Source organism: Chloracidobacterium validum (genome assembly GCF_018304825.1).
Lineage (GTDB): Bacteria > Acidobacteriota > Blastocatellia > Chloracidobacteriales > Chloracidobacteriaceae > Chloracidobacterium > Chloracidobacterium validum.
Genome location: NZ_CP072648.1, coordinates 1,384,234 through 1,396,281 on the forward strand (window position 1 = coordinate 1,384,234; position 12,048 = coordinate 1,396,281).

Sequence of the window (12,048 nt, forward strand, 5' to 3'; positions counted from 1 at the left end):
TTCAACCCATTTTCAGGCCGCGTTGATCGAAGGCTCATCCAAGGCTTGCGTGGCTTTTTGCGCACGTTCAAACTGGGCGCCAGTCCGGCTTGGTAGGCTTACGCAAATGACGGCAGATACGCCCAACCACCGGGTGGCAAGTCACTACACCGCCCACATCAAACTCGCCCTGCCCGTCATGTTTTCGCAGATGGGGCACCTGGTGGTGCAGATGACCGACAGCATCATGCTGGGACACTACGACACGACCGCGCTGGCGGCCTCGTCGTTTGGGCAGAGCGTCTTTGTCGTCGGGCTGGTCTTTTCAATCGGCTTTACGCTGGCGTTGACGCCGCTCGTGGGGGCCGCCCGCGGGGCAAACGACATTGCGGCCGCGGCCCGGTGGCTCAAAAACGGCGCGGCTATCAACTTGGCGGTTGGGCTGCTCGTGACCCTGCTTCTATTGGGAGCCTATCCATGGCTCGACCACATGGGCCAAACGCCACAGGTGACGGCGGACGCCAAGCCCTATTACCTGCTCCTGGTGGCGTCGCTCCTCCCGATTGTCGCCTTCCAAATCTTTCGGCAGTTCACCGAAGGACTGGGCAACACGCGGATTGCGGTCGCTATTACGGGACTGGAAGTACTACTCAATGTTGGGCTGAACTACGCGCTGATTTTTGGAAACTGGGGCTTTCCCCGTCTGGGCATCGTCGGGGCCGGACTGGCGACGCTGGCCGTACGTGTGGCCATGCCACTGGCGTTTGCGCTCTTCTTCGTCAAATTGAGCCTGTTTGCGCCTTACCGGGCCGCTTTACGGCAGGCCCGGTGGCAGATGGCTGCTGCACGGCAGTACCTGAACCTCGGCGTGCCGCTTGGCGGGCAGTTCGTCCTCGAAGTCGGCGCCTTCGCGGCCGGGGCGCTGATGATGGGATGGCTAGGCGAAGCCGCCCAAGCAGCGCACCAAATTGCCATAGGGATTGCATCATTCACCTTCATGGGAGCATCGGGCATTGCCGCCGCCACGACAATCCGGGTGAGCCACTACCTCGGCGCGGGTGAGCAGCGGGTCATGCGCGCGGCCGGCTTTGCCGGTGCCCATGTCGTGTTGGCCTACATGGGCATGACGGCTGTGATCATCCTGGCGCTCCGCAACCGGCTACCAGCGATATACACCCAGGACTCGGCCGTTATTAGCCTCTCGGCCAAGCTGCTGACCTTTGCGGCGGCCTTTCAGGTGGTTGACGGACTCCAGGTGGTGATGCTGGCTGCGTTGCGTGCCCTGACCGACGCCATCGTGCCTACTCTGTTGGCCTGTGTGGCTTACTTGCTCGTCACCATACCGGTCAGCTATGGGCTGGCCTTCCACCTTGGCTGGCGCGAAGCCGGTATCTGGATGGGGTATGTTATCGGACTCGCGCTGGCAGCCGGAATGTTTTTCGTTCGCTTCCACCTCCTGAGCCGCGTGCCGGGGCAGCCGCCAGCCTAGAGACGCCAGCTTCCTGTTGCGTAGAACATCACGGCTCGCAAGCTAGCCTGGGCCAGCCAGCCTCAGTTGGATTGACCGAAGCGCCGCTCGACGTAGCGGTTCAAAATTTCAATAAAGGCCGGGACAATCTGCTCGCCTTCGAGCGTCGTGGTCTTGACGCCATCCACAAACACGGGCGCTTTCGGGTCCTCACCCGTTCCCGGCAGTGAAATTCCAAGGTCGGCGTGCTTGGATTCACCCGGGCCGTTGACGATACAGCCCATGACGGCCACCTTGAGGGCTTCGACGCCTGGGTAGCGCGTTTTCCAGATGGGCATCTGTTCGCGCAGATAGGTTTGAATGTCCTGGGCCATTTCCTGAAAGAGCGTACTGGTCGTCCGCCCGCACCCCGGACAAGCCGTCACCAGTGGTGTAAAGCTGCGAATCCCCATGGTTTGCAGAATCGTCTGGGCAACCCGCACTTCTTCCGTTCGGTCGCCGCCTGGGGTGGGCGTCAGCGACACGCGAATCGTATCGCCGATGCCATCCTGGAGCAGCAAGCCAATACCAATGGCACTGGCGACGATGCCCTTCGCGCCCATCCCGGCCTCGGTCAGCCCGACATGCAAGGGGTAGTCGCACCGCGCGGCAATCGCCCGATAGACTTCGACGAGGTCTTGCACCTCTGAAATTTTCGTGCTGATGATGATGCGGTCATGCGGTAGGCCAATGGATTCCGCCAGCTCGGCCGATTCAAGCGCGCTGGCGCACATGGCTTCGAGCATGACCTCGCGGGCGGAAAGCGGAGCCTCGCGTCGGGCGTTTTCATCCATCATCCGGGCAAGCATGGACTGGTCCAGCGAACCCCAGTTCACCCCGATCCGAACTGGTTTTTCATACTGGATAGCCAGCTCGATGATGGCTTTGAAGTTCTCGTCATGCTTTTTGCCAAAGCCGACATTCCCAGGATTGATGCGGTACTTGGCCAGTAGCCGGGCCGTTTCTGGAAAATCACGCAACAGCGTGTGTCCGTTGTAGTGAAAGTCACCCACCAACGGTACCTCTACGCCACGCCGGCGCAAGCCCCGGACAATTTCCGGGACAGCCGCGGCCGCATCCCGGTCATTGACCGTGATGCGGACGATTTCTGAGCCGGCCGCATGGAGCGCCGCGACTTGCTCGACGGTGGCGGCAACATCGGCCGTGTCGGTGTTGGTCATGGACTGCACCACGACCGGTGCGCCACCGCCAATGATGACGCCACCGACATTGACCGGAACCGAAGTGCGACGGAGAGCGATAGCCATAAACCCAATCTTTCGCTTGAGTCAGCACGACTTGCCAACGAGACGAGCCGTGCCGGTGTTAGTTTCTCTTCCGCGCCGGTTTGGGACGCACGATTTCCTTGGCGGTTGTCCGAATATACTCGGCGCTGGCCTGCGCGGATTGCTTCATGTTCTGGTCGGTCGCCTTGGCCGCCACCATTTCAAACAAAGCAATCGCCTCACCGGCCTTGTTTGGATCGAGCAGCTCCGGGTCAGACGACAGCAGAGACATTGCCAGCCCGTTCATGGCTGAAAGATTGTTACCATCTTCCTGAAGCACGGCGCGGTAGAACTCATCAGCCTGCTTGAACTTGCCCGCAAACCGATAGGCATCTCCCGCTTTGACCTTGAATTCAAGGCGCTTCTTGGGGTCGGTCTGGGCATCGGCAAGTTCACTGTAAAACTTCCCGGCCTTTTCACCCGCTTCAGCATCAGCATACAACTCCGCCAGGAAACGGTAAGCCTCGGCGGCCTTGCTCCGGTACACCGGATCGCGCCGTTCGGCAGGCTGGGCATCATTGAGCGCGACGGCGCGCGCAGCCGCATCACCGGATTCCTGAAAAGCTTTTTTCGCCTCATCACGCTGCTTGGCATTGTAGCGTTTGACGGCGATTTCAAGCGTCGCCGAGGCTAAGTTGCCCAAAAAACCAGGCTGGTTGTCATCGAGTTCGAGTGCTTTCCGGTACTCGCTGGCGGCCGTTTCAAAGTCTTTTCGGTTAAAGGCCGCATTGCCGGCTTCCATGAGCCGCCGGAGTTCTTCGTTGATGTTGCGCGCCCGCTCATTTTCTTTCTCGATGCGTTCCCGTTCAGCCTTGAGCTTGGCCGCGGCTTCCTTTTCTTCAGCCGTCGGCTCTGGCGGGTCGGCCGGCGCGGCTGGGGCAGCCGGGGCTTCCGGGGTGCCCCCACCTTGGGCTTCGGCTAAAAGCTGCGCCACCGGCGGAAGACTCCCATCCCCCGGCGTGATCGTGATATCGATCTGTAACGGCTCGGTACTGGTGATGCGGACGGGAGGCTTGACTTGGTACTTATAGCCTGGCCCATGCGCCACGACGACGTAAGTGCCAAAGGCCTGGACCGTGTAGAAATATCCGCCCTTTTTATCGGTCTTGGTCTTGAGCTGGCCCTTGATGTCCTGACGTAGAATGAGAATCTCCACGCCGGGCCGCGGCTCTGGCTTGGCGTTCGCGTTTTCCTGGTAAAAGACCGTTCCACGAATCGCTCCATTTTGCGCCAGAGCCGGCGACCCGTTCAGCCCAAGGCAGAGCGCCACCCCAACCAACTGCGCGCTACGGTAAAAAAACTGCTTCGCATGATGCCGCATAAGAAAAATCTCCCCACCGCCCCAGCCAGTGACCGATGCGCCTATGCTGGACGGGTAAAGAGTGACCGAACCCACCGCCCAACCCATTGGGCGACAAGTTCGGGCCACCTGATTGTTTCATTTGCCATCATCATTTTACGAATGCCCCGCTGGACCGCGGGCGAGGCGTCCGCCATGATGTTCCACCCAGGTTTGAAACAGGTTCCCAAGCCTTCGAGCATGGAAACCACACGAAAGACATACACCATTTCCTTTGGCATGCGCAGCGGGACGTAGCCAAAGGCGTCGCGCATGTAGCGCCCGACGCCCTCGATGCGCTCCGCCGTCGGCATGTCGCGCAAGTAGAGTTCGCGAAACTTCTCGCCGACGCGCAGCGCCGTGGCGCGGTCAGCCGCCGGGTCCACCACGCCCATGCGGTACAGTTCATCCACGATGGCAGACACGTCGCCACGTAACCCATCGAGCGTCATCTTGAGCAGGCTCTCCCGAATGCGTGCTGAAAGCGTTCGTACGATGCCGAAGTCATACAAAATGATGCGTCCGCGCTCGTCCACGGCGACATTCCCTGGATGCGGGTCGGCGTGGTACACGCCGTGAACCAGGATCATTTCCAGATAGACCTCAACCAAACGCTCAACAATTTCGAGCGGCCTGAAGCCGGCGGCTCGGAGCGCGTCGCCGTCGCTGATCTTGATGCCCGGACGATACTCCAACACCAGCACGTTTGGCCGGCATAGCTCGCCAATCACTTTCGGAACCACCACGAGCGGATTATCGGCCAACAACGCCCCAAGCCGCTCGGCATTGGCGCGCTCAAAAACAAAGTCCATCTCTTCGCGCAATCCGGCATTGACCTCGGTCACGATTTGGGAAAACAGCCGGGTCAACACATGGACATCCGAATTTTCTCGCCGAAAGCGAACCAACTGTTCGTCCAGAAAGCGCAGCAGCGTGGTGACGATCCGAAAGTCCGTCGCCAGTTGGTGCTCGATGCCGGGACGAATGAGCTTGACCACGACGGGTTGGCCGTCGTAGGTCGCCCGGTGAACCTGCCCGATACTGGCCGTTGCAATTGGCGCCGGCTCAAACGCTTCAAAAACATCTTCCAGCGGGCAGCCGTAGGCCGCTTCGAGGGCAGCTCGCACAGCCTGAAACGTCAGTGGCGTCAGGTTGTCCTGGAGGGCGCGCAGTTCGTTCAAGTAAGGCTCTGGCAACAGGTCACCCCGGGTGCTCACAACCTGCCCAACCTTGATGAAGCCAACGCCAAGGCGTTCGATTTCAGAACGAATCCGCCGCGCCCGCTGCGCATGCATGGCTTCGGTCACTTCACGCGACCCGCCAAAAAAGAAAAACCGTTGCTCATCCCGCCAATATCCGAGAAGCAACGGGGTGGCGGCTCCAACGACCTCGGCCGCGCGGCGTGCCACTTGATAGCGACCGGCCACCGAATGACGCGCCACCGTGGAAGTGGCACGGTCAAGCAGCGGCGCGTTCAGTGAAGTGTTGGCAGTCGAGCTTGGAGGCGTCACGTCGAGCAAAGCAGCTTTAATCCAGTTAAGCGCGCGATAGGTTTGGGTTCTGCGCGCTACGGGTAGTCCGATAGTACGAAAGCATGCAGAGCGTGACAAGCAAGCCCCGAATATCCGCCACCACAGAAGCAAACCGACTTGCAACCGGGGAAACTTTTTTCCACGATGCAACGTCTTGCCATGCTTGAGCCGCGGTTGTGAGACGCCCACGAAACGATGCCTGACCAACACCCACCCACCCCACCGCCCACGCAAGCAGCCGAAGTCCCGTCCCGGCGAGCGTATATTCTGCGGGGCTTCATCTACGCCACGCCGCACACGCTTGGCTTTGAGGGTTCGCCATCCTTTTGGGTCCGGCATGGGTTCAAGCTGGGGCTGGGGCTGGCGCTCCTGCTGCATCTTCCATTCTGGGGCTACCAGATGTATCGGACGTTCATCGTTCCCTTTGAGGTCGATGTCGTCGAGAGCGCTTACGATGTTGATTGGGTGACGCTCACGGATCCGCGCTACAAGCCGTTGCCTAACCCCGAAGGCCTGATAACGCCAAATGCAACCGTGAATGAAGCGGCCCAAGCTGACGCCCGCCGCCGTGCCGAAGAAGCAGCTCGCCGCCGGCGCGAAGCAGAAGCCCGCCGGCGCGCCGAGGCCGAGCGTCGCCGCCGGGAACAAGAATCCGAACCAGAAAGGCGCGCGGCCGAAGAAGCACGCCGTGGGCGCGCCACGGAGTCGGCGCCAAACGAACCCGACCGCGAGCCGCCACCGAACCGTCCCCTGGGGTTTGGCAAGGTTGATGTTGGGCCGATCAAGGCAGTTGTCACGAAGCTCTACGCGCTGAGTGAATCCGGCGAACTAGACATTGAACAAGAAACCTTCGTCATTACGCTTGCCTTTCGGGTCGAGCCCAGCGGCCGACTGACTGGCATTCGGATTGTCAAGTCGTCCGGGATTGATGCTGTGGATGAAGCGGCACTCAACATTGCGCGTGCCGTCAGCGCGTCGCAGGCACTTGGTCCGCTGCACATTTTGACTTCAACGACCTTGACGCTCGATGTCGGCCCACAGTTCATGACGCTCCGAATTGGTGGTTTTGCGGCCTCGCCGCTGGAAGCCAGCGCCTTGCAGAATCTCATCAATGGGGGCTTGACGCTCGTTCCGCGCAAGCCCGACACGGCGGCATTCTTGAACAACACCAGCATCAAAGCCGATGGCAAGCGCTTGACGGCGACGGTTCAGATGACACGCAGCCAGTTGAACGCCCTACTGAAGCAGAACTTCAAGAAGGGTTAGCGCGTGCCGTGCCGAAGGCACTCTCTTGGTCGGGACCGTGGCCGTCCGAACGCTCCTTGGTCGTCCGAACGCTCCTTGATGAAGTATCGGCAGCGCTTCGGTTGGATGACGCGCCCACCGCTGGTGTTGGATGACGCGCCCACCGCTGGGGTATTTTACCAACAGATGAAAACTGCTAGCGTTGGCCGACTTCCCCGCCTCACCTATGCGTTCAGCGCGTAGGCAGCCAATTTCCCCGACAAGGTTGACCGACTGCCATGAGCCAACTCGACGCGCCGACAATGAAGTTTCGCATGAGCGACACGCTCTTTACGGCGATTCGTGCCGCGCTTGACACCGGCGGCGCGCGTCCGTTGCTGGTGCTGTACTTGCCCTATGGCATTGTCCGTGGAAGGATCTCGCGGACAGTCACCGACACCCTTTCGGCAGCGCGTGATGCGCGCCTGGAAAATGTGAGCCGGGTACGCATTGAAACGGATGTCATCGAGCTTGATGACTGCGAAATCGAGCACTTTCAGAACCACATGCCGACCGCCCACTTTCGCAAGCTTTATGTCCGCATGGACGACGTGCAGAGCTTTGCTTTCGACGTGAAACACAACGAAGTTTTTCCATTTGAACCAGAGCCGCTCACCCCATGACCTTTCGCATCAAATCCGTCCGTGAAGTTGCGCCGGCCCGGCGTTCGTTGCCGCATGTCGTGGAAACCATCGGTCGCCCTTCGACCGATGGGCTGCAAGTCTTTCTTTCGAGACAAGCCGAAGAAAAAATCCTGCTGGCCGCACCGCCTGAACCGTCCACGGAAGCGCTGCCGGACCTCGTGCGCGCCTTCCTTGGTGAAAATGAGTGCGGGGGGCTGCTGATTGGCAATGTTTACGTGGCGGACATCAATGGTCACGATGTCGTGTTCACGGCCATCGTGGATGCCATACCAGCCCAGGAGGCCAGTGCCGGTCCGACGTTTGTTGAAATGGGGGCGACCGACTTACTTGCCGTGACGACCTACCTGCGCCGACTGCGCGAAGGTCAAGCCAATGTCGTCGAAGCTGACTTGCGGATTGTCGGCTGGTATCACACGCATCCAGGCTTTGGGGTGTTTATGTCGGGCACGGACCAGTCCACCCAGCGGCAAGTCTTTGGCATGACGTGGCAGGTAGCCATCGTTTACGATCCACTCAATGGCGAGTACGGGCTATTCCACGGCAAGGATTCGCAGCACCTCGCCGGGTGGTACATCTTTGACGCGCAAGCAGAAGGGTTTCCCCTCCCGTCCACCGAAGCAGCGACCAAAACGCGCCCTAGCCATGACCCTTCACTCCGCCAGCGGTTGATGACCGAGCTGGACGCGGTAAAACAAGGCGTGCGCGCCGCATTGTCCCGCTATCGTGATCCGGGCAACCCGTGATGACCAACGCTTCGTCCTGACTTGTGCCAGAAAACCTGCGCCGCGGCAAAGCCCAGGCAGCCCTGGAATATGCTATGTAAGTGAGTCTTGAGCCATGTGGATAGACACCGACCGCGCATTTCAAGAGTTCTGTCACCACGCGCTCACCCAGACCACGGAACTGACCATTGACCTGGAGTTTCAGGGTGAAGGGCGCTATGCGCCACTGGTGTGCCTGGTTCAACTCGGACTGCGGCAACTGTTTGTCGCGGTTGATCCCTTCCGCGTCAACCTTACGCCCCTGGCCGCCTTGCTGACGGCTTCACACATTCGGAAAATCTTTCATGCCGGAAGCCAGGACATTGCGCTGCTCCGACGCGAGACGGGAGCCGTCCCGGTCAACGTTTTTGACACCCAGATCGCAGCCGCTTTTCTCGGCTATGGCGAGGCCACTGGCTACGCGGCGCTGGTTCAGCGGTTCACCAAAGCCGTCTTGAGCAAGAAGCAGCAGTTTACCGACTGGACGCGCCGTCCGCTTTTGCCGGAACAGGTTGAGTACGCCCTCAACGACGTGCGTTACCTCTTTCCGGTCTATGATGGCCTATGCCAACAACTGGAACAGCACGGGCGACTGGACTGGGTGCTCGAAGCCTGCGCGGACGCCACGGCGCAAGCAGTCCGCGGGCGTGAGGCCGGGCAGGAATACCTCAAAATTGGCAAGCTTGCTTCACTGAGTCAGCAGGAGTTGGCGGTGCTGCGCGAATTGTGCCAGTGGCGGGAGATGACGGCGCGGGCACGCAACCGCCCGGTGGGAACGATCCTGCACGATGATGTGTTGCGGCAAATTGCTTACACGCTACCGAAGTCAGAAGCGGCCCTGCGGCAGATGCGCGGGACAAACAACCTATCGCGTGAGTCCATCGTTGAGATTCTCGACACCATTCAGCAGGCGTTGGCATTGCCGGAGAGCGAGTGGCCAGAAGCGGTTGCGGCCCGCGAGTACGATCCGACCCTGGACGGGTTGGCGACCTTGCTGGGAGCCGTGCTGCGGCTGCGGGCCGGGGCGCTCGACCTGGCCCCCAGCCTCCTGGCAACACGCGACGAACTCCTCCGCTTTGCCGGCTGGGTTCTCCAGGGGAGTCCACCAGACGGAGCCGGTGGCTTTCCCCTGTTGCAGGGCTGGCGGCGGGCTGTCGCTGGGGAACTGCTACTTGATTTGGTTACGGGTAAGTCACTGCTTCAGATTGCGCCGACCGAACCAGGGGCCGTGCGGATTGTCGCGGCTGGCACGCTGCCCTCCCCCTAGGGCAGCGCAACCTTCGAACCTCCCCCAGCCCACACGAGTCAACCGACGTCACAGCAAGCCTATGGGCGCGGACTGTCTCCCTGGGCCGGGGACTGACGCTTGCGCTCGAGTTGCATGGGGTTGGGCGGTCCCTGGCGCTGCTCCTTGAAAACCTGGAAGCGCGACTTGACCGGCCGGCGTGGGAAAAAGTTGTTGGTCAAATCGGCGTCCGCCGTCTCCAGCCGCGGGTCAAGCGTAAGGCTGGCAATTTCTTTTGGCGTCACGATGAGCTTTGAGACTTCAGTGTTGTTGAGTCGCCAGATTTCGGCCGGGAAGCGCAGCTCCTCTTTTGTGCCATCGGTGTAGGTCACGTCCAGGATAATCGGCATGACGAGGCCGCCAATGTTCTTGAAGTCAACAAAGTAGAAGTTGAGTCCGGCGTTGAGGATTTCTTTCTCGCGGTCGGTCAAGGTTGCCAGAAACCGCTGATACAGCTCACGGTCGGCGTCGGTGACATCCAGTTCGTCATACTGGTTGTAGAAGTCCTTGAGTTCTGGATACTGGTCAACCCGCTTCGGAAGTGGCTTGTTCCGCTCCTGCGATTGCGTTACCGGGCGCGCCGCGCGCTCCTGACGGCGCAACGCTTTTTCGACATCCGGGTTCTGCGTGTCGAGGCGATACCACCGGACGTTTTCAATCGAGATGTCCACGTGATCGGTCGAGTAGAACCATCCGCGCCAGAACCAGTCCAAGTCCACGCCGGAGGCGTCTTCCATCGTGCGGAAAAAGTCGGCCGGTTCAGGGCGCTTGAACTTCCACCGGCGCGCGTATTCCTTGAAAGCATAGTCAAACAGCTCACGTCCCAGGATGGTTTCCCGGAGAATGTTGAGCGCCGTGGCCGGCTTGGCGTAGGCGTTGTTTCCAAACTGGAGCACCGAATCCGACTGCGTCATGATGGGCACTTGGTTTTCGCTTTTCATGTAGTCCACGATGTACTGTGGTTCGCCGCGAAATGACGGGTACTGATCTTCCCATTCCTGCTCGGCCAAATGCTGGAGGAAGGTATTGAGGCCCTCATCCATCCAGGTCCACTGGCGTTCATCAGAGTTGACGATCATCGGGAAATAGTTGTGGCCGACTTCGTGAATGATGACGCTGATGAGGCCATACTTGGTGCGCGCCGAATAGGTGCCGTCTTCGAGCGGACGCGGGCCGTTGAAGCAAATCATCGGATATTCCATGCCACCAACCGGACCGTTGACCGAAATGGCGACCGGGTATGGGTAGGTGAAGGTGTAGCGCGAATAGACGTTGAGCGTATGAATGATGGCGTGGGTCGAATACTTTTCCCACAGCGGATTGCCCTCGTTCGGGTAGTAGGACATGGCCAAAACCTGGTTGCCTTCGACGTTGTGCCCCATGGCATCCCAGATGAACTTCCGCGACGAGGCAAAGGCAAAGTCGCGCACATTTTCAGCCTGAAAGACCCAGGTCTTCTTGTCGGTCGCGCGGCCCTGCTCGGCGCGTTTGGCCTCGTCCGGTGTGACAATGAGCACCGGCTTGGCGGCCGTTCGGGCTTGCTCGAGGCGCGCAATCTGCTCGGCCGTCAACACTTGCTTCGGATTTTGCAGCACACCGGTTGCCGCGACGATGTGGTCGCTCGGCGCGGTGATGGACACCCGGTAGTTGCCAAATTCCAGGGTAAACTCACCCGCGCCTAAAAATTGCGTATGCTGCCAGCCCCGATAGTCCGTATAGGCGCACATGCGCGGAAACCACTGCGCCATTTCGTAAATGTAGTTTTTGTCTTTCGGGAAGTACTCATAACCCGAACGCCCGCCCAGTTTCACGGCGTCATTGATGTTGTAGTTCCAATCCACCGAAAAACTGACTTGCTGACCTGGCTTGAGCGGCGTCGGAAGGTCAACGCGCATCATCGTCTTGACGACGACATACTTGAGGGGCTGCCCCTTGGCGTCTTTCACGGCCGTAATGTTGTAGCCGCCATCGAACTCGGGTCGCCGCAGGAGACTATCCAGCACCGACAGCGGCACCCGGTCGAGGCCGCCGGAGGTCTGTGACCGAAAGGCGTCGCTATTCTTGGCAAAGATGTTTTGGTCAAGCTGGAGCCAGAGATAGCGTAGCTCATCCGGCGAAGCGTTGGTGTAGGTGATGGTTTCGCTGGCCTGGATGCGCTGCCGCTCGTCATCCAGCTCGACGTTGATGACATGATCGGCACGATTCTGCCAGTACCGATGGCCCGGCGCGCCGGACGCCGTGCGGTACTCATTCGGCGTCGGCAGCACTTCATCCAGTTGGCGGAACTTATCGCTTGGTTTGGACTTGGACTGCGCAACGGCACTTCCCACCGCCCCCCAACCGATCAATCCAGTGAACAACAAAACAGCAAACAGACCAGAGTGAATTCTTTTCATTTCGTTACGAAAAACCAGCGTGCTTCGGGAAGATG

At 59.9% G+C, this 12,048-nt stretch carries 9 protein-coding genes; 5 read left to right on the top strand and 4 right to left on the bottom strand.

Features of this window, described 5'->3' with window-relative positions; genetic code table 11:
• Nucleotides 1-106 precede the first annotated feature (106 nt).
• A complete protein-coding gene (locus tag J8C06_RS05770; protein WP_211427779.1) occupies nucleotides 107-1,468 on the top strand; it encodes an MATE family efflux transporter in 1,362 nt (453 codons plus the stop codon).
• Nucleotides 1,469-1,530: 62 nt separating this feature from the next.
• On the opposite strand, the gene ispG is transcribed toward J8C06_RS05770, so the two are convergent.
• Genes ispG through J8C06_RS05785 form a run of 3 tightly spaced genes read right to left on the bottom strand, consistent with a single transcriptional unit; the run spans nucleotide 1,531 to nucleotide 5,622 of the window.
• Entirely contained in the window at nucleotides 1,531-2,754 is a 1,224-nt protein-coding gene (gene ispG, locus J8C06_RS05775; protein ID WP_211427780.1) for a flavodoxin-dependent (E)-4-hydroxy-3-methylbut-2-enyl-diphosphate synthase, read from the bottom strand.
• 58 nt (nucleotides 2,755-2,812) lie between these two features.
• On the bottom strand, nucleotides 2,813-4,093 hold the full coding sequence (locus J8C06_RS05780; RefSeq protein WP_211427781.1) for a carboxypeptidase-like regulatory domain-containing protein: 1,281 nt from the start codon (nucleotides 4,091-4,093) through the stop codon (nucleotides 2,813-2,815).
• A gap of 41 nt (nucleotides 4,094-4,134) precedes the next feature.
• Complete coding sequence (locus tag J8C06_RS05785; RefSeq protein WP_211427782.1) at nucleotides 4,135-5,622, bottom strand: ABC1 kinase family protein; 1,488 nt, start codon at nucleotides 5,620-5,622, stop codon at nucleotides 4,135-4,137.
• Nucleotides 5,623-5,838: 216 nt separating this feature from the next.
• Here J8C06_RS05785 and J8C06_RS05790 point away from each other — a divergent pair, with 216 nt between their 5' ends.
• From J8C06_RS05790 to J8C06_RS05805, 4 genes are all read left to right on the top strand, one after another.
• Entirely contained in the window at nucleotides 5,839-6,909 is a 1,071-nt protein-coding gene (locus J8C06_RS05790; RefSeq protein ID WP_211427783.1) for an energy transducer TonB family protein, read from the top strand.
• Between the two features lie 257 nt (nucleotides 6,910-7,166).
• Nucleotides 7,167-7,550 (top strand): hypothetical protein, encoded by a 384-nt coding sequence (locus J8C06_RS05795; protein ID WP_211427784.1) that lies wholly within the window; start codon nucleotides 7,167-7,169, stop codon nucleotides 7,548-7,550.
• Entirely contained in the window at nucleotides 7,547-8,314 is a 768-nt protein-coding gene (locus tag J8C06_RS05800; protein ID WP_211427785.1) for a Mov34/MPN/PAD-1 family protein, read from the top strand. Before J8C06_RS05795 ends, J8C06_RS05800 begins: the two co-directional genes overlap by 4 nt.
• A gap of 94 nt (nucleotides 8,315-8,408) precedes the next feature.
• On the top strand, nucleotides 8,409-9,599 hold the full coding sequence (locus J8C06_RS05805) for a ribonuclease D (RefSeq protein ID WP_211427786.1): 1,191 nt from the start codon (nucleotides 8,409-8,411) through the stop codon (nucleotides 9,597-9,599).
• Between the two features lie 59 nt (nucleotides 9,600-9,658).
• Here the strand turns inward: J8C06_RS05805 and J8C06_RS05810 are convergent, their stop codons facing one another.
• Nucleotides 9,659-12,013 carry a M1 family metallopeptidase gene (locus tag J8C06_RS05810; RefSeq protein WP_211427787.1) on the bottom strand — a complete coding sequence of 785 codons (2,355 nt, stop codon included), beginning with the start codon at nucleotides 12,011-12,013 and terminating at the stop codon, nucleotides 9,659-9,661.
• Between the last annotated feature and the right edge of the window lie 35 nt (nucleotides 12,014-12,048).